Below are 19,633 nucleotides of genomic sequence, written 5' to 3'. Positions count from 1 at the left end.
AACTGGCTCAGGGCTCACTCTGTTCGCCCATTTTCGTAATTTGTCACTCTCTTTATTCTGCGTCTTCTGCTAAGAGTTTAGCTCGTGTTGCTTCATCCAAAAGTGGGTAGCCTAGGCGTTTTCGTTCTGCGACAAAGGTTTTGGCTACGACACGGGCCAAGTTACGGATACGAGCGATATAGCCTGCACGCTCGGTTACAGATACGGCACCACGCGCATCAAGCAGGTTAAAGGTATGTGAACATTTGAGAACATAGTCATAGGCAGGGTGCACCAATCCTTCTTCCAAGGCGCGACCAGCTTCTTTTTCAAACTTATCAAAGTTTTCAAGCAACATTTCTTGGTCAGAAATTTCAAACGAATATTTTGAGTGCTCATACTCAGGCTGAATAAAGATTTCTCCGTATTTTACACCATCAGCCCACTCGATATCATAGACAGAGTCTACTTCCTGAATATAAGAAGCCAAGCGTTCCAAACCATAAGTGACTTCTGCAGTCACAGGCCCAGTTGCCAATCCACCGACTTGTTGGAAATAAGTGAACTGAGTAATTTCCATCCCATCAAGCCAAACTTCCCAACCAAGACCAGCTGAACCAGTTGATGGGTTTTCCCAGTTGTCCTCAACGAAACGAATATCGTGTTCCAAAGGATTGATTCCCAATTTTTCCAAAGACTCAAGGTAAAGTTCCTGGATATTTGATGGAGATGGCTTCATGACCACTTGGAATTGGTGGTGTTGGTAAAGACGGTTAGGATTTTCTCCGTAACGACCGTCAGCAGGACGACGTGATGGTTCTACATAAGCCGCATTCCATGGTTCAGGTCCGATAGCACGAAGAAAAGTGTAAGGACTCATGGTTCCCGCACCTTTTTCATTGTCATAAGCCTGCATAAGCATACAACCTTGGTCATTCCAAAATTGTTGCAAAGTCAAAATAATTTCTTGAAATGTTAATTTCTTAGACATTGAATACTCCTTAATAAAAATAATTTCTTGCGACACGAGTCTGCCTCGTCGATTATACGAGGCAAGACGAGTTAGTACTGCGTCTAGCTCAGCACCCTAGTGCTGAGCGTGGGGCAGTCCGACTGTAAGGAGGTTTCTGCCACTGATGCAGTGGAAAGTCAATTTTTTAGACATTGTTTACTCCTTTAATTTATATTATCTTCTTAGATTTATTTATCAAGTAACCAAGAAAAGGCTGGGTCCTGAAAAATATGACGTTTGGGAACAGTTTGTAAATTCTGATCACATTCATCTATTGTACCTAATTTCAAAGCACAGACTTCTGGTATATTTTCTTGAACAGTGAAAATTTGACTATGACAGTTCTGGCAGTAATAACGCTGTTTTCCTGGAGAAGAACTATAGGAAACAAGCTTTTCTTTTCCATGCAATACTAGCTTTTCACTGCTAACTTTAGCATTAACTGTATAGGCAGACGCAGTTGCTTTCCGACAGAATGAGCAATGACAAAAAACTAATTCCGATAATTCCTCATCTAGAGTGTAGGTCACTGCTTTACATAAACAAGATCCTTTAAGCATTATGCTCCTTTCTACTTAGGCATTAGACGAATTCAAAAAGAACCGCATTTCAACACCCAAGCCTTGCGACTAGGGGCGTCAGAAACGCGGTTCCACCCTAATTTATTACTTCATTGTTTTTGAAAATACTACAGAAAGCGCCAGTTCTTTATTTTGCTCTACTTGGCTCCCACTATCCCAAGCTCGCTTGAAGAACGCCATAAGACTTTCTTTCCTGCTGACTATTATATCAAAAATTGGAACAATGTACAATTCTTTTTATGATTTTCTAGAAATCCATATCATCAACTCGTGGAGCACCAGACTGAACAGCAATTGTTTTTAAAGTTTCTCTCTCCTCATGACTCAGTTCAATTCCAAAGCAATCAAGATTAGCCTGAATACGAGACGCTGTGACAGATTTCGGAAGCGGTAAAAATCCTTCTGCCAAGCTCCAGGCCAAGGCTATCTGAGCAACAGACTTTCCATGATTTGCTGCGATTTCTTGGACTTCCTTATTATCAAATAGTTCTCCCTGACCAAAAGGTCCCCAAGCTTCCAATAAAATACCTTTTTCTCGACAATAATCTACAACTTCCTCTTGATACACACCTGGTGCCAAACGAACTTGATTAACCGCTGGAAGAATTTTTGCTGTTTCAAGCAAGGCATCCAAATGCTTGGGAAGGAAATTACTAACTCCGATAGCACGGATTTTACCTTCTTGATAGAGGTCTTCCATCGCTCTCCAAACTTCCGCATTTCGAATTTTCCATTGGTCATTCTCTCTGAGAGGTTTTGGATTTGGCCAATGAATCAAATACAAATCCAAATATTCCAAGCCCAGCTTCTCTAAAGACTCTTCAAAAGCCTGACGAGCTTGCTCATAGTTGTGATTTGTATTCCAGAGTTTGCTGGTTACAAAAATTTCCTCACGCGGAACGCCACTATCTTGAATAGCACGACCAACGCTTTCTTCATTTTTATAAATAGCTGCCGTATCGATATGGCGATAGCCTGCCTTTAAAGCCTCTAGGACAGCTTGATAGGCAATCTCTCCATTTTCAGCTTTCCAGGTTCCAAATCCTAGAACTGGAATTGTAACGTCATTGTTTAAAATATAAGATTTCATTTTTTTCCTTTCTAAACTAGAAGAAAATCCAAAGAGGCAAATTTTCAAGGAAAACTTTTCTCTTTAGATTTTGTGTATTATTGGTCACGGTCGTAATAGAGCTGGTGAGGTTTAAGACGAGTGTCTAACAAATCTGGAATTGTCACAAAGTCATAACCCTGACCTTTCAAATAGTCAATGACCTTCGGTAGAGCATTTACCGTCTCAGCATGGATATCATGCATGAGAATAATAGAACCATTCTTGACTTCACGCTGAATTTCTGTCAAAATAGATGCTTCATTTTTACTTTTCCAGTCCAAACTATCCACATCCCACATAATAAAGCTCAAATCGAGGCTATTGCGAATGTCGTCTGTAATGGCTCCATAAGGGGGACGCATAAGTTTAGAGCTAGAACCCAACACTTTAGTTAGCGCATCCTCAGTATCAGTAATTTGTTTTTTAGCTTCATCAAGGGAAAGTTTTGAAAGCACTGGATGACTCCAACTATGGTTTCCAATAACATGGCCATCCGATTTCATGCGTTTCAAAATCTCTTCATTACCAGAAACATTCTTACCTAAAACAAAGAAAGTTGCCTTGATACCATACTTAGAAAGAGTATCTAATGCTTGATTTGTCGTTGCAGGATTTGGTCCATCATCAAAAGTCAAGGCCACTACTTTACGATTTTTCTTTTCATAATAGGCCTTATATAGCTCTGCATCCTTATCTAATAAATAAGAGGACTGAATAACTTCAAAGAAACTAGATACTGGCAAGGCAATCTCGTCTAGATTTTCAACTGTCTGACTTGGATAAAGGATAATCTGACTATCCTTATAATCAAAGTTCCATGCAGACAAGTCTTGGTCAGAGAAGGCTTTAACAACTTGATCAATCTTTTCTTGCTCCAATTTCTTATCCTGTAAAAAAGAAGTCAGTTCTTTTGTCAGCTTTTCTTTGGCTTTACTAGCATCTGAAAATAGTTGATCAAGGGTAAAAGGTTTACCATCTTCTGTCAAATGCACTTTCGCTAGACTAGTTTTTTCAGTCTCTTCAACTTTTGACGAAGTTAAATCATAGACTTGTTTCATCACACTTCGGTTGACAATCCCTTTTAAAGTCGAATCTTGTTTCTCCGTATAATAAAAAACCAGATTTTCCTTGTCTTCCAGATTTTCCTTAATATCCTGTGTCATGATTTCTTTTACAGATGAAATCACTTGCTCCCCTTGGAGAGGATAATAGGCAATTACTTCTGCTTGTCCCTTACGAAAATGATCCTTCTGATTTCCCTCACTCAATTGATCATCTTTCTCTTTTTTGAGCGATTCAATCTTTTGTTCAAAACTTTGTTGTGTGTATATTTTGTATCCAATCATTGAACCAAGGACACAAATACTTACTGAGAAGATAGCTACTAGGGCTATTAGACTCATTCTTATCTTATCGTGATTCTCACGCTTTGCTCTACTTTTATCCATAAGACCATCATATCAAATTCAAGCTATAATTTCAATGATTTTGGAGGAAATAGTATATTAAAAAAGAGGAGTCTGGGACAAAAAGATTTTGATTTCAGGAATTCTTTATTATAAGTTTTTAAAATCGATAGATTAGAAAAAAAGCGAACAAAACAGAATCATGAGTGTCAGACAACTTGTTTTGTTCGCTTTTTATATTTAAGGTTAGACTTTTATCCCAAACTCGATTCCATTGCTGAGAATCGGTTTTCTAATATATTTAATTAAGAAATTTATTTTTCACATAATATAAATTATGTAAAAATCTTCTACAACAATAAATCTTTTACTTTCCCAATTTCACTTTTTGGAATCACTAGATGAATCATATCTCCGAGATACATTCTGGTTGAACCGTTAACTGTTTGGCTCTTGCCATTATGGACTTGAGTTGTGATGAGGATATTATGTGGCAAGTTGAGTTCGTGTACTTGTTTTCCTGCTATTTTATCTGAAACAGGGATTTCAATGAGAGTGACTTCTCCTTCATCAGTCGCCTCTTCTGGCAGCATTTTTTCCAACATAGCCTCATAGACTGGCGCACCCTTGAGCAGATCCATGATGATGTAGGCAACTAGGGTTACTAATCCAAGTGGCATGAGATTGCGAATATCTCCTACCATTTCGGTTACCAGAATCATAGCGGTTAAGGGTGCCTTAGATATTGCTCCAAAATAGCCACTCATTCCTAGAATGACAAATATAGGGAATTGCTCTTGACTGACAAGTCCAAGATTGACAAAAATGACACCAACTAGAGCTCCAAGCAATGAACCAAGCGCCAAAATTGGTAGGAAAATTCCTCCTGGAAGGCCACTTCCATAACTAATCATGCTCCAAACAAAGCGAATCAAAAAGTAAACTAATAGAACTTGGAAACTAAAATCTTGCTCAGTCAGGGAAAGAACTAGCTGATTTCCACCACCAAGGATTTGAGGTAAGAAGATGCCGACTGGTAGGATGAGAATAAAAGCAAGAATTGGATAATATGCTCTATCCAAACGGATTTTTTGACCTATCCAGTCATAAACTCTACCGACATTGAGTACAGCTTTTTCATAGAGAAAACCAGAAAGTCCTAGAAAAATTCCCATGAGGAGGTAAATCCAATACTGGTCTAGGGTCATGAGTGGGATGTTGTCTGGCATATCCAGTACGGGTGTTAGGCCAAATATGAGCAGAGAAACAAAGTTTGCTACGAGACTAGCTGCGAGAGTAGATACCCAGAAAAAGCGTGAAAAATGGTGATAAACTTCTTCTACCACAAAGAGAAGTCCTGCAATAGGTGCATTAAAGGCCGCAGCTAGACCAGCGGCAGCTCCACTAGCAATCAGGGAGCGTTCCTCTACTGGACTGGATTTGAGCCATTTGGCAATTCCTTTACCACCGACTGCTCCAAGCTGAATACTTGGTCCTTCACGCCCCAGCATAAGGCCACTTGCAATAGCAAGAATTCCTAAAATATATTTTTTCCAAAGAACTCCCCACCAGCTGAGAGTCATGAGTCCCTTTAATTCTGCTTCGACTTGAGGGATTCCTGAGCCTTTGATATCTTTTTCTGATCGAGTTAATTTCGCACTGAGCCAACAAACTATTAAATAAAATAGACCAATGATAAAAAGATTGCGCACTAGGTGCGCTTGATCTTGATAAAGTCCTTGTATCAGGTGGAAGCCTTTTTCGATTGAAAACCGAAAGGATCCGACGATGAGCCCGACGACGAGTCCAACAATGATTCCTCGTCCAACTTGGGATAATATGGTGCTTGAGGCAAAGGCAAATTCTTTCTTGGAACTGAGTGTTTTTGACTGTTCCTCCATAATCATTCCTTCTAACTTAACTTTCTTTTTCTCCTGAAACCAGCGATTTAACGGGTTCAAAGCTGGTCCGGTGAATTGGTGTAACTCCTAGTTTTGTGAGGCCTTCCAGGTGTTTAGCTGTTCCATATCCTGCATTAGTAGCGAAATCATAGCCAGGAAACTGTTGATCGTAGTCCCTCATCAATTCATCACGTGTCACCTTGGCTACTATGGAAGCTGCTGCAATTGAAAGGGAATTAGCATCACCTTTGATGATGGAGGTTTGTGAAATTGGTAAATCCAGTTTCATGGCATCTATCAAAAGGTGCTCAGGTTGAGGACTGAGCTGGGAGATTGCTTCCTGCATGGCTAGTTTGGTTGCTTCATAGATATTGACTTGGTCAATGAGCTGATTATCTATGATACCAATCCCGATTGACAAAGCTTGGTTCTGAACTGCTTTGAAAATCTCCAGATGTTTCTTTTTAGGAATTTTCTTGCTGTCGTTGAGATCTTTAATCTTACAATTTTTAGGTAAAATAACGGCTGCAGCGACTACAGGGCCAGCCAGAGGGCCACGGCCAACCTCGTCAACACCTGCTATCAAGGTCAATCCTTGCTTATAAAGTTTTTTTTCATAGGAAAGCATGGATTCCAAACGAAGATCCTCATCCAATTCTGCCTGAATAGCTTTTTTACGCTTGCTGATTTCCTTTTGAACTCCAGAGCGATTATCCTTTTCAAGCTCTAAAAAAATAGGGCTTTCTATATCCTTGATTGTTGTGAGGAGTTCTTTGATTTCTTTAATCGTCGCCATCGAGGTCTTCCAATGTATCTAAGGTATAGTTACCAAGTTTGCCATCACGGACTTCCTTCACAAAGAGACTGTAAAAGCGGTCGTAGTCGTCTCGGAAACCGAGGGCACGTGTCATATCCATAATAATAACAGGCGCTTCTTCCTCAATTTTCATTTGTTTGAAGCGTTCAGCCAGCTTTTCTGGATAATGTTCTTTGAAATAATTCAGACCCAAAATGGTTACCTCGTCCATAGGAAGCAACTGGTCTTTAATAGCTCCAGTCAAGGCCAACTTAAGCGCAACAGTTTCATCCTCAAACTTAGGCCAGAGAATCCCCGGTGTATCCAAGATTTCCAGGTCTTTATTGGTTTTGAGCCATTGTTGTCCCTTGGTAACACCTGGTTTGTTGCCGACAACGGCAATTTTCTTACCAGCCAAACGGTTCATGAGAGTGGATTTACCAGCATTTGGAATCCCGATAATCATGGTACGCAAGGTTTCAATCTTGATACCACGTTCTTTCTGGCGAGCAATCTTATCAGCCATAAGTTTTTTGGCCGCATCTGTTACAACTTTTACAGTCATTTGCTCTTTGGAGTTGATAGCTAACGTCTGGATTCCTTGTGATTCAAAATATTGACGCCATTCCTTGGTCATTGCTGGGTCAGCCAAGTCCGCCTTGTTTAAAATCAAGAGTTTTGGTTTGTCACCAACAATCTTAGTCAACATAGGATTTTGACTAGACAGAGGTAAGCGTGCATCCACCAAAATCGTCACAAAATCAACAAATTTTAAATTCTCCTGCACCTGTCGACGCGCTTTAGACATGTGACCAGGAAACCATTGAATAGTAGCCATTGAGTTTTTTCCTTTCGTAGCAAGGGTTTAGAGCCCCTATTTCATTTTACTATTGTTTGAACATAGAGAGTTTTCAAATGAATGGTGTTCAAACAGTTCTTATTTAATTACATAGAAATCTACTTTATATTATATCATGCCTTCTCTATTTTGTCCGATGATAGCCCTTTAAGCTCCCTGAATAGAAAAAGAAAGGACGAAATTTGTCCTTTCTAGATCTTAGCTGACTTCAACCTACTATAGTTGACAAAAAGCCCAAATTAATTTGATATTCCTAATCAATTTGTTCATATCTTATTCCAATCAACTATATATTAATTATGATGATTTGTTCAATATCCTAGTGAGAATAAGAGAACCACTCATTAATTAGACTAGCGATTTCTTTAGGTGCTTCAGTATAAAGCTCATGGCCAAAGTTCTCTAGAAGAATAGTATCAAAATAGTCTGGCAATTCTTTTAGGGCTTCCTCTCTCCATGTAGCTTCATTAGGATAGCGAGGACTGATAAACAAAGTATCTCCCACTTCTCTCTTAAAAGCTTGGATTTTTCTTCGTAGGCGGAGAATCGCTTCTATATTTTCATAATTGATATCTAACTCATATCTATTATACTCCGCATTCCAGTGATAGGACTGTCTTACGGCTTTCTCCATATTTTCTGACCAATGCTTTGCTTCGGATTTTTCTTTAGAAATAAGAAGATTTAAGTCCGAAACGACCTGAGATTCAATATAGTTTTTAGTTTCCTCTAACTCTGTATCTAAAGGTAAAATCTTATCTAAATCTAGATAGCCACCATCCAAAAGAATCAGTTGTGTCACTTCATAAAATTCCGATGCAAGATAACGCGCCAAATCTCCTCCAAGAGAATGGCCTATCAGACAGATAGATTCTTCCTCTACAATCTCATTTTTAAACCATGATTTCAATTCTGTTTCATCTCGAAGATGCTTTTCATATGGATTTAGAAAGTAAACCTGCGAATTTAGTTCTTGAAGAAAATCCTTGCTATGATAGACATTGCTTCCCAAACCGCCAATAAAATATATTTTCATTCTCTACTTAATACTATGCTTGTTCATCTTTTGTTCAAAGATAGTCGTGATAATTTGACGCAATTCTTCGCGTTCTTTTTCTGGAATTTCACCACTTGTTTGAGCTGCAGCGTAGAGTTCAGGGTGTTCAATTGAAATGCGTTTAATCGTACGTGTTGTAGCATGTTTTCTGACGAAAAACGGAATGCGCTTAATCAAGTCTTGTGGTACTAGCGCAAGAATCTTCTCAGCAGTTTCCTTGTCACTAATCTTAGACGTCGTCAGCCCCTTCTTAATCATTTCCTGTTCTTTTTCTGTAAAATCTTTTAATTCCATTCGATTAGTCCTCCTATTTTCTTTAAGTTAAATTATATACTAATTGTAGCAAGACGACAAATAGTCTGTTTGTAAAATGCTCTCTATCCTACAATTTTCCTGTCACTCTTAATTGCTCTTTAATGAAAAATCACAAATCCTTTTGGAGAGATGACAAGCTGATTCTCTAATCCTTGGCAATTGCTTGCTAGTACTACTGCTTCTTTTTGTAAATGATAATCTTCCTTTGATTGGTTAAAGATTGCTTTGAAGATTTGGCCATCGTATTTCCATTCCAAAGCTACTACATCTTGTTTGATTTCTTGGAGGCTATACTTGCCATGCGAAATGATTTCTGACGCGTGTTTGCGAATCTTTATCAGCCTCTTCATAAAGTTCAGCATGTCATTATCACTTGATACGTGTTCCCAAGGCATACAACGACGACAATCTGGGTCTGGACCGCCAGTCAAGGAAAGCTCGGTTCCGTAGTAGATACATGGTGTTCCCTTTTGTAAAAAGAGAAAGGCTAGGGCTGATTTGACCAATTGAACATCCTCATTGGCCGTCCACAAAATTCGCTCTGTATCATGAGAATCCAAGAGATTAAACATAACTTCTGAAATCTGCTGCTTGTAATACATAGACTGACCATTTATTTCATCGATGAACTGATCAGTCTTCTTAACACCACGCAAAAAATACTCCTTGATGCTATCAGATAACGGATAATTCATGACCGCATGGAACTCATCTCCATTTAGCCAAGGCTGAGACGTATGCCAGACTTCTCCTAAGATATAAAGATCAGGTTTTTTAGCTAAAACTGCCTTGCGAAAATCCTTCCAAAACTGATGGTCAATCTCATTAGCTACATCCAAACGCCAAGCATCGATATCAAACTCTTCAATCCAATAAGTCGCAACCTTTAAAAGATAGTCCTTGACCTCTGGATTTGCTGTATTTAGCTTGGGCATATAGTCCTCAAAACCAAAAGCATGATAAGGCAACTCTCTCTTGTTGGCTAGCTTTTCAGTCGTCACTGGGAATTGTTGGATATGGAACCAATCTTTATAAGCAGACTGCTCACCATTTTTAACAACATCTTGCCATTGGGGCGATTGCGAACCAATATGGTTAAATACAGCATCCAGCATGACTTTCATGCCACGCTGATGCGCTTGCTCCACCAGTTCCCGAAAGGTCTCCTTGTCTCCAAAATGACGGTCAATTTCAAAGTAATCTGTCGTATTGTACTTGTGATTGCTTGTAGATTCAAAAATCGGACAAAGATAGAGACCAGTAATACCCAAGCCTTGAAAGTAATCCAGATGGTCAATAATCCCCTGTAAATCACCACCAAAAAAATCATCACTCTGAGGTGTGATAGATGAATCCCAGTCTAATGACCCTTCTGGGTTTAATAGAGCATTTCCATTAGCAAATCTCTCAGGAAATATCTGATACCATACCGTATTTGAAACCCAATCAGGAACCTGGCATGCATCAATTTCATGAAGATAGGGCAACTTAAATCCATTCCCAATAGCATGAAGATTTTCTAGAGAATTGTCCACACACCCTTTATCGCCATACAAAATACTTTGACCTTCTGTATCCTTGAGTTCAAAGAGATACTGGATACGTCCAAAGTCAACTGACACTTCAACCTGCCAATAATCAAATAAGGTGTCAAAAGTTATTTTGGTCATTTCTTTTGTATCCTGATAAAACTCCTCCATAAAGATAAAAGGGTCACCATAATGCAAGTTGATGCTTTCAATATCCCCTTTCTTAGTTCGAATCCGAATATGAAGTTTCTTATCCTTGTAAAGATAGGCAAACTCCGACTCAGTCCTATGGTAAATAGCACTTAATTCCATCAATTTGTCTCCTTAAGTTCTAATTCAAATTTTACGCAAACGTTTTCATAATTGTGATTCTAGTATACTACTTTCGTATTTTATTTTCAAGGCTTGTCCGTAGATTCTAGTGGTTTGGTTCTATAAATAAAAAAGCAGCTAGTCTTACAAATTGCTACTTTTCAAATGATGATTTACAAATGTCTTTCCAGCCACTCAATTTTTTTAAAATCCTTATTGTTATTGTGCTCATTTCGATAAGAATCTTGGGAAGAAGCCTTGTAAATGCTTAAAAACTGTTCCAAACTTGGAACGCGAAAAGTGATGTTTTCGAGATGAATCAACTCTATATCCGATTCCGAAACTCCTGCAAAATCAGATAAAGAATCGATACTTCCGAATTCAACACTCAGACCATCTTTTTGGAATTCATGCTCATGAATATCTATTAAGGCGTAACCTAAGTGATTCATCACTTTCATTATCTTGTCCCAGTCATAGATTCTGAGATGGTCAGGAGCTTCCCAACCTCTAGAGTCACCAGGCACATGAATGTCAATGTCAGACGGCCCCCATTCTTCATTTGAACGGTATTCAAAACCCAAAGACCCCATGAGCGTCGGTGTGATTCCAACTTTGTTTAAATGAGAACAGATTGTTCGAAATTCATCAAATAGAGAATCCATTCCTCCTCCAATCGTTGATATAGAACTTAATTTCGTTGTGAATAATAAACTAATTTTTATTTTCTACTCTTTCGGTTTTGAAAATACTTCAATATGTTGGCCCAGTACCCTGATTTCTACAGGAAGGTTATCCGACTTATCGCCATCAACATCTGACTCCAATTCACTATCTGAAGAAATCTTAATATTACGTGCTCTGATATATTCGATATTATCATTTGCGACAACATCGCCTTTTAGTAAATCAGGAATGACGGATAATTTGGAGAATAGAGATGCGTCTTTTAAAATCAAAATGTTAGCATATCCATCTTTGTTTTCTTCAAAGATTTTTTTGTCAGCGAAGTAATTTGTCAAGAGAACCAAAACATGGCTTGCTTCACCAACATAATTTCCATTTTCTGTCTCAACCTTAATGTTAAAGACCTGATCCGTCATGACAGACTTCATAGTATTAACAGCATAGGCTAAAATACCGAATTTTGTCTTGTCCTCGATTTCAACATTGTGAATCGCCTCTGGAAGAGAACCGATACTAAAAATATAACCAAAATAATTGTCATTCGCTTTTCCGATATCAATCTTATTTGTTAAATCAAAATCCAGTTCATCAATTGCGCCATCGATGTCTTGATTGATTTCCAACAGTTTTGTAATAAGGTTACCCGTACCGCCTGGGATAATCCCTAACTTAGGAATGTAGTCTCTCTCAGCAATACCCGAAATGACTTCATTAACAGTCCCATCTCCACCAAAAACAACCACTGCATCGTACTGCTCACGAGACGCCTCTTCAGCATAATATGTTGCATCAAGCGCTTTTTCAGTAATTTTGGTTTCTACGTGCTCAAAGTATTCTTTTGCTTTATTTTCCAGCTTTTCTTTGTAATCTAAAGCCTTCTCGCCACCAGAGGTAGGGTTGATAATTAACATTGCTTTTTTCATTGATAATACTCCTTAATTTTTAAATAGAAATGTTAGCGTAGCTACATTTACCATTACATATAATGCTATTATATAATGAAAACTCATAAAAGAGAAATCTGACGTACTGGAGATTAATACGCTTTTATTCTATTTTCCCATCGCATAAGTACATCCTTTAAGTGTTCATCCAAGTAAGAATAGGCCTTTTCCTTGATCCAGTCAGGAATACCGTAAGCTGCCTCTGCTATGCTACCAGTTATTGCAGCAAGTGTATCACTATCGCCACCAAGTGAGATGGCATTCCTTATCGCATCTTCGAAGTCTATACTTTCAAGAAAGGCAATAATGCCTTGAGGGACAGTTTCCTGACATGTTTCGTTAAAACGATAGTTAGGACGGATTTCATCTAAAGTTTGAGATAGATTGTAGCCGTATGTCTTCTCTATATAATCCTTAATCCGTCTTTTACACTCTGTAGGATTGTCGTTAATTGGTTGCTCGTGCTCTCTACAATGACCACCAAAGTAAAAACGACATAGAAAAATAGCATCAGCTGTAGCCATAGCACCTTTGACACCTTCTGGATGATTATGAGTTACCTCTGCAGAAAGACTCGCAAGTCCTCTAGATGATGGCCACATTCCGGTTCTCGCATAAAAACTACAATCCATAGACCAAGCGCATGGAGAAACACGCATAGCCGAACCATTCCCAAAGCTATTATAAGGCTCACGGTTATCGCTGTTTAGCCATGCATTAAACCGAGCACCATAATCAGCATCCGGATACATTCTGCCATATTTCTTCATGGCGTCAATAAAGTCATCCTTTTGCCCACCATTCATGATTGCTTCTGCGACAGCACAGGTCATAACCGTGTCATCTGTAAAAAAGCAGTCTTTCCGAAATAAAGGAAAGTCCTTCGTTTTGATATTGTTCCATTCGTAAACAGAACCTACAATATCTCCAATAATTGCTCCGAGCATAAGATACCTCCTTGTGACATATCAGATTTATTACACATTCCCAATGGTTAACTCTTTAAAAACGGTGCCACTAAATCAATCCACTCTTGAGGCAGGTAAGCTGATAAATAGCCGTGGTTATAGCCCTTTGCTTCATACAAAATTGTATTTGAATGTAGCTGATGAAATAATTTCGCTGATTCTTTCACACAGTTCAATTCTTTTTGACCATAGATATACAGAACCTGAGCCTTGCTAGCAGAAATCATATCTTTCAGCTTGTAATGCCCCATATAGGTTTTGTAAATGGTCACCAATGTTTTGACAGGCGTCCTTGGCAGATCCTCCAAATAATAAGCTTTTATTTCCTCTGGATAAGCCAGTTTAGGATAGAGTTTATTCATCATGCTTAACTGAAGTTTGCAAGAGAATTTATTGAACATCAGTTTACCAAATAGAGACACTAGAAAGATGCTGATTTTAGCTAACCTTGGTTGAGGAATACAGAGGCTTCCGTCTATGATGGCCTTCTCAGCAATTTCACTGTCTAAAGACAAAAGCTCCATGGCAATTTGACCACCAAGTGAAACACCACCGATTGCAAACAATTTCCCACCACAGTTTGCTTTGATATAGTCTAGAATCTCCAAAGCAGAATCTTCAGTAGAAACATAATCAAGTTGATATTCCTCGCCGTGGTCATTCAAAGTGGGTAGAATAATACGGTATTCTTCTTTTAAGATTTGTGCTTGACGAAGATAATTCCACCAAGAACTGCCACCACCATGTATCAGTAAAATAGGAGGCCAATTCTTATCACCAAATTCATGGAATTTCATGTTTAAACTCCTTACTGTAGGACTTTCACTAGCTAATTTTCCTTGTTCGATCAGCACTTAAAAGCAGTATCACACACTCGACATAAAACGAGTGAACACTATGTATGCCAAGTGAACATGTCTATAAACCTTTTAACGATAGCATAAGGTTATCGTTAAAAGGCATTACCCCGACAAACTGTGATTTACTCATTTCATTAAATCAGCTATTTCTTTCTTCCCATACGCCTTTACATTTTGAATTACATCCTGTTTCCTCTTAATTGATTCAAACAATGATATATCTAGTACATTTGCGAATTCTTCAAACTTAACCTGCCCGATTCTTCTTATTTCTTTAAGTTTCTCGGCATCTCTTACCTTTCTTTCTGCCTCACTCTTGGGGTATCCTTGCCCAAATGGCTCCGAGAAAAGAGCTTCTATGGTTCTTTCAAGATTTTCAGTACCTGACCATGTATAATCTTCACCTAATGGTAATGATATCGCATTTCCATTATTAATCTGAGCAAATAAATAGGCATCATTCGGTGTAGGTGCATACCCGCAAATGACATCAGGCATACTATTACATGCAAGCATCATTCCTTGTCCGGAAGAACAGCCCGTAACAACGAAATCAACTGTCCTACTTGCCAACAAGATACCTATAAGAATAGAAATCTCTATATACGAATATTTTTCATTTTCTTCCATCGTACAGCCAAAATTTATAACCTCAGATTTCTTTGGAGCATACTTTAATACAGCATCATAGATTATTTGATTTTTAGTCGCTTGCGAACTTGCTTGAATAACTCCGATTCTCATCATTTCACCTACTACTTCTAATTTAATTATTTCTTTTTCTTTGGTTTGGGTGCCGGTAATTCATCATATATTGAATTGAACAAGCCTTTATTTTCTACACTTCATTTATTCACTGGTTGCAACTTTTGACATCAAAACTACCGCCTCCACATATGATAATATTTTTCTTTTATACTAACAAACAAAAGGCAGTAAAAATCATTTTAGAATGATACTGTGGAACGGAAAGATTTTCGCCACTTCAAAAGAAACGACATTCATCACTCCACTTTAAATTATAATAGATAATTCTCTAACATAGATCATCTAATTAGCAAATCGTTACTTTCAATAATGGATATACTAATCTAAAGTTAAAATTACTTTTCCTTACTAATTCTATTACTAGCCAATATTGTATAAATCAAATAACCAATAAAAATGATGATAAAAATAAGATTAATTTTTAACACAAAATAGAGATTTAACAAATTTGCGAATGCATGAAATAATAGACAGTACCCCACAGATTTCGTTTGACGATAAAGAAGCCCTAAAACAAAACTTAAAAATAATGTATATATAAAAAATAAAATAAAAGGAAATCCTTGATGGCTTTCTCCAACTATAAACCATAAAGGCAGATGCCAAATTCCCCAGATTGAACCTACAATCAAATTAGATTGCCAATAAGTATATTTTTTATCAAGTAATGGCTGTAATATTCCTCTCCATCCTAATTCTTCATGTCCACCACCAAAAAAAATTAGTTGTATAAAGAATAATGGCATCAGATAAATTGATACTCCATTTAATTCTAAGGAAGATACAGAAAATAGTATCAAAATTGCTAACAAATGAATAATGAAATAAATACTACTATTTTCTTTCTTATTAAATACAAAATGTTTAAATTTTATATTATTACTTTTCAAATAAAACACACTTGCAATAGCTGGTCCAAGTGCACCAACTATATGTAATATTCTCCCTATAAACGTCTCTAATCCAAAAATATGAGATTGTGTAAATAGAGCAAGACCCCCCCAAGCTATATAAGTAATTCCAAATGTACAATAAAGATAATTTTTCAAATTCTTTTTGTCAATTTCTGTCATTTTATCTTCCTAATCTTGATTATTCTACGTATAATATTTTTTTACTGCTTCTTAGTTGCTCTCGATTATAACTACCTATATTCTATCATAAAAACACAAAAAAGCCTTACAATCAAGGCTTTTCATTATTCATTTCGTCAATACTTTAGTTTCGTAGATTCAGATTCGCATGATTAAAACTAGTCAATTTTCTCAATAATGTTTCCAAGTTTATCTAATACAAGACATGAATGATCATTTAGTGGAATTATGGGAACATTAACGAGTTCTTCAGCTCTATCCTTATTTACTTTATCATTCCATGAATCATAATGGACACTAATTAAAAACTGACTAAAGACTCCTAATCCATTTTTTATCTTTATCTGATGATCTAAATTATCATTAGGTGAGACATAGACTTTTTCACCTAATAATAGGGCTCCTGCAGAAAACCCTATAACTTTTGCCCCTTTATTAAGCATATGATCGATATAATTTTTGAACTCCTGATTGACATAAGTAGATATATATTTTTCCGTATTTCCTCCACCGATGATGATTAGATCAGCATCTAAATAGATATCAAAATCAATCTGCTCAGTATCCAAGAGTAAGTAATCAGTGTTTAAGTTAGAAAAATGGCTTCGGAAAACTTCCGTGTACTTTTTCATATACGGTTCCCAATTTTCTCGATAAACTGTAAAAATGACAATTCTTTCGATCTTCCTTGATGACACAATTTTATTAACAATCGTATGGTTCTTAATCGGCGGATTTCCACCCATCAAAAAAATTTGTTCGTCCAATCTTTCACACTTTCTAAAGATATATAAAGTTTAAACAAGTTTATTCACGTTTCTAAATTATAATTTTTTCTAAAAACATATCATTAAACATATCATTTTATTATAAACTGACTAAGATCGCACCAGGAATACTACATACTAGACGATTCGGACTTATCGTATCATTTCGTCGGTTTCCCTCCTCATTCTACGAGTCCTATCGCATGGGAGATCATTTACTTCTACTTCGCTGATGCCTCAGCTTGTACAAGCAGTGATACTGCCTCAACATGTCGTGATAGCAAACTTCTATATTATAGAACGAAAGTGATAGAGTGTTTTATAAAATTATACTATAAAACGAAAGAGAATTACACACTCAACTCAACCAATTTATAAAATTCACCTTTCCTATCCATCAAGTTATCAAAAGAACCATCTTCAACAATAACTCCATTTTTCATAAAAAGAATTCTATTGTATTTTTTCAACATGCTCTTATTTAACTTATGCGTAACAACAAGAACCGTCAAATCTTGAATTTCTAAAATTGAATTTTCAATTTCAGTAGTAACTTTATTATCTAAAGACGAGGTAGCCTCATCTAATAATAAGATTGGTGTTTTTCGAATTAAAGCACGCGCAATACTAAGTCTCTGTCTTTCTCCCCCAGATAGATTTGATCCATTCTCGCCACATGAAGTTTGTAGACCTAATTCATTTTCTAAAATATAACTTTCTAAACCAGACTGCTGTACAGCTTTTTTTATATCATCTTCAGTAAAGGATTGACTAAGGGTAATATTTGCTTTTAAAGTATCATCAAAGATATAAACATCTTGCTGAACAATAGTCATTAAGTTATAAAGGCTCTCTGCTGAAATAGCTTGCAAATCTATATTATCAATGGAGATGTGCCCACTTGTTACATCATAGAAACGCAGTAATAGATTGAGTAAAGTTGATTTTCCACTGCCTGACATTCCTACAATTGCAATTTTTTCCCCTTTTTGAATCTTCAAAGATAAATGGTTAAAAATTTTTTCTTCAGTATTAGGGTAAGAAAAGTCTATATTTGAAAAAGAAATAACATCATCGAAATATTCTTTCATTTGACCAGTCTGAAGTTCTGTTACATCTTTTACCTCAAATGCATCTAGTGTTGCCTGACCTTCACGGAATTTACTTATGCCCATACCAACTTCATTTAGTGGCATTACTACAAAATTGACTAGTTGAACAATAGCTGTTACACTCCCAATTGTGGTATAGCCATTAAATACGAGATACATTCCTCCACCAAAGGCTACTAAAAAAACAATCATCCCTGAAAGTTGAGAAATAACATTAGATAAAACATCAAATTTCCCTTTGATGAAATATATCTCATCCAATTTTTCGCTTTCATTTTTGTAATCTTGACCGATAGCCTCTTTCACATTAAAACTTTTTATAACTAGAAACCCTGCTAAAATATCTTTAACCTTAGCTAAATATTTCTGATCGGCTATCATAGAACTATTTTGTAGAGAGGCTGATTTTTGTCCAATAAAACCTGAAATCATCATAGGAATAATACTAGCAATGATAACCAATAAGGTCAAAAACCAATTACCTATAAACATGGCTACTAGTGAGAAAATCATTAAGGAAATATTTTTTGAAATATTAAAATACTGGTGCAAATAATCCTGCTCAATTTTCTTCATGTTCTCAGTTAATATTGAAATAAATTTCCCTGATTTTTCCTTAGAAAATTCTCTATAATCCCTATCTAAAATAGATTTAAACACCTTATTTTTGTATCTTGACATAATCTGCCTAACAAGTTTATTTCTTAATCGAAGGGATATAAAATTAAGACTGGCATAGATAAATATTACGATAGCGCCTATTAGTATCGCTTGGGTTAAAGCTTCCCTATTTTGGGACATTCCACTATCAATTATAATTTTAATAGAATAAGCAAAAGCAATATTAGTTAAAGGAACTAATATATTAAAAATCATGAAAGTATAAAAAGACTTCTTATGGTACTTTGTCAATTGTTTCATTCCTAATCTACCTCGTAATTCTTACATTTCATTTAGAAAATGTGACATAAAATATTCTTCTAAGTCAATATTCTCTCTCCTAATCTCTTTCATAGAGACCTGTTCTACAATTTCTCCATTTTTGATAAAACCAATTGTATCTGCTATCTGTGAAATTTCCGATAATATATGACTCGATATTAGTATTGTAATTCCATGCTTCTTAGAAAGCGACAACAAAAGATTTCGAATTTCTTGAATTCCTATTGGATCTAAACCATTGATTGGCTCATCTAAAATTAACAATTTAGGTTTTGTTAGAAAGGCACGAGCTAAACCAATCCTTTGCCTCATTCCTAACGAAAACTCTTTTACTTTTTTAGTCGTATTTTTTAATCCGACCATTCTTAAAGCTCTTATTACATCTGATTCAATAATATTTTTCCCCATATACTGAGCGTGAATTTCTAAAATTTCTTTTGCAGTGCAATGATCATAAAAAATTGGTGTTTCAATAACACTTCCAACCTGACTTAGAATCTCCTCTCTGTGATCTTGTAAATTTTTCCCGAAAATTTCAATACTACCAGATGTAACAGTTGATAAGGATAACATACATTTCATTAACGTTGTTTTTCCAGCACCATTCGGTCCTAAAAAACCATAGATTTCTCC

Annotated in this window: 19 protein-coding genes; all 19 read right to left on the bottom strand. The window is 36.6% G+C overall.

The features are described from left to right. Positions 1-52: 52 nt before the first annotated feature. The gene (gene glyQ, locus N8L90_RS00095; protein ID WP_000038733.1) at positions 53-970 is read right to left on the bottom strand and encodes a glycine--tRNA ligase subunit alpha; all 918 of its coding nucleotides are present in this window, start codon (positions 968-970) and stop codon (positions 53-55) included. Positions 971-1,179: 209 nt separating this feature from the next. Continuing rightward, the gene (locus tag N8L90_RS00090) at positions 1,180-1,551 is read right to left on the bottom strand and encodes a GFA family protein (RefSeq protein WP_000912012.1); all 372 of its coding nucleotides are present in this window, start codon (positions 1,549-1,551) and stop codon (positions 1,180-1,182) included. Positions 1,552-1,819: 268 nt separating this feature from the next. Continuing rightward, a complete protein-coding gene (locus N8L90_RS00085; protein ID WP_261023737.1) occupies positions 1,820-2,662 on the bottom strand; it encodes an aldo/keto reductase in 843 nt (280 codons plus the stop codon). Positions 2,663-2,739: 77 nt separating this feature from the next. Further along, a complete protein-coding gene (gene pgdA / locus N8L90_RS00080) occupies positions 2,740-4,131 on the bottom strand; it encodes a peptidoglycan-N-acetylglucosamine deacetylase PgdA (RefSeq protein ID WP_261023736.1) in 1,392 nt (463 codons plus the stop codon). Positions 4,132-4,439: 308 nt separating this feature from the next. Further along, a complete protein-coding gene (locus N8L90_RS00075; protein WP_261023733.1) occupies positions 4,440-5,990 on the bottom strand; it encodes a ClC family H(+)/Cl(-) exchange transporter in 1,551 nt (516 codons plus the stop codon). A gap of 16 nt (positions 5,991-6,006) precedes the next feature. Continuing rightward, positions 6,007-6,786: a ribonuclease HII gene (locus N8L90_RS00070; RefSeq protein WP_261023732.1), complete on the bottom strand. Its 780-nt coding sequence runs from the start codon at positions 6,784-6,786 to the stop codon at positions 6,007-6,009. Next, positions 6,773-7,624, bottom strand: coding sequence for a ribosome biogenesis GTPase YlqF (ylqF, locus tag N8L90_RS00065; RefSeq protein WP_261023730.1), 852 nt, complete (start codon positions 7,622-7,624; stop codon positions 6,773-6,775). The genes N8L90_RS00070 and ylqF overlap by 14 nt, the downstream gene beginning before the upstream one ends. Before the next feature lie 340 nt (positions 7,625-7,964). Further along, the gene (locus N8L90_RS00060) at positions 7,965-8,681 is read right to left on the bottom strand and encodes an alpha/beta hydrolase (RefSeq protein WP_261023728.1); all 717 of its coding nucleotides are present in this window, start codon (positions 8,679-8,681) and stop codon (positions 7,965-7,967) included. Positions 8,682-8,684: 3 nt separating this feature from the next. After that, positions 8,685-8,996, bottom strand: a complete 312-nt coding sequence (locus N8L90_RS00055; RefSeq protein ID WP_000420556.1) for a hypothetical protein — start codon at positions 8,994-8,996, stop codon at positions 8,685-8,687. Positions 8,997-9,115: 119 nt separating this feature from the next. Then, positions 9,116-10,858 carry a glycoside hydrolase family 13 protein gene (locus N8L90_RS00050; protein ID WP_261023726.1) on the bottom strand — a complete coding sequence of 581 codons (1,743 nt, stop codon included), beginning with the start codon at positions 10,856-10,858 and terminating at the stop codon, positions 9,116-9,118. Positions 10,859-11,031: 173 nt separating this feature from the next. Continuing rightward, positions 11,032-11,523 (bottom strand): hypothetical protein, encoded by a 492-nt coding sequence (locus tag N8L90_RS00045; RefSeq protein ID WP_000377650.1) that lies wholly within the window; start codon positions 11,521-11,523, stop codon positions 11,032-11,034. Positions 11,524-11,586: 63 nt separating this feature from the next. Continuing rightward, the gene (locus tag N8L90_RS00040) at positions 11,587-12,468 is read right to left on the bottom strand and encodes a diacylglycerol/lipid kinase family protein (protein ID WP_261023725.1); all 882 of its coding nucleotides are present in this window, start codon (positions 12,466-12,468) and stop codon (positions 11,587-11,589) included. A gap of 113 nt (positions 12,469-12,581) precedes the next feature. Next, positions 12,582-13,436 (bottom strand): ADP-ribosylglycohydrolase family protein, encoded by an 855-nt coding sequence (locus tag N8L90_RS00035; RefSeq protein WP_261023723.1) that lies wholly within the window; start codon positions 13,434-13,436, stop codon positions 12,582-12,584. A 47-nt stretch (positions 13,437-13,483) separates the two neighbouring features. Further along, a complete protein-coding gene (locus N8L90_RS00030) occupies positions 13,484-14,254 on the bottom strand; it encodes an alpha/beta hydrolase (RefSeq protein WP_261023722.1) in 771 nt (256 codons plus the stop codon). 189 nt (positions 14,255-14,443) lie between these two features. Further along, positions 14,444-15,064 carry an RpiB/LacA/LacB family sugar-phosphate isomerase gene (locus N8L90_RS00025; protein ID WP_261023719.1) on the bottom strand — a complete coding sequence of 207 codons (621 nt, stop codon included), beginning with the start codon at positions 15,062-15,064 and terminating at the stop codon, positions 14,444-14,446. Between the two features lie 356 nt (positions 15,065-15,420). Further along, a complete protein-coding gene (locus N8L90_RS00020) occupies positions 15,421-16,158 on the bottom strand; it encodes a CPBP family intramembrane glutamic endopeptidase (RefSeq protein ID WP_261023718.1) in 738 nt (245 codons plus the stop codon). Between the two features lie 179 nt (positions 16,159-16,337). Continuing rightward, on the bottom strand, positions 16,338-16,946 hold the full coding sequence (locus N8L90_RS00015; RefSeq protein ID WP_261023716.1) for a Type 1 glutamine amidotransferase-like domain-containing protein: 609 nt from the start codon (positions 16,944-16,946) through the stop codon (positions 16,338-16,340). Between the two features lie 350 nt (positions 16,947-17,296). Further along, positions 17,297-18,979: an ABC transporter ATP-binding protein gene (locus N8L90_RS00010; protein WP_261023714.1), complete on the bottom strand. Its 1,683-nt coding sequence runs from the start codon at positions 18,977-18,979 to the stop codon at positions 17,297-17,299. A gap of 21 nt (positions 18,980-19,000) precedes the next feature. Continuing rightward, positions 19,001-19,633 (bottom strand): ABC transporter ATP-binding protein (locus N8L90_RS00005; RefSeq protein ID WP_261023712.1); only part of this gene is annotated, 633 nt, incomplete at its 5' end.

Source organism: Streptococcus mitis, assembly GCF_946190115.1.
GTDB lineage: Bacteria > Bacillota > Bacilli > Lactobacillales > Streptococcaceae > Streptococcus > Streptococcus mitis_CO.
This window is presented reverse-complemented; position numbering and strand designations above follow the sequence as displayed.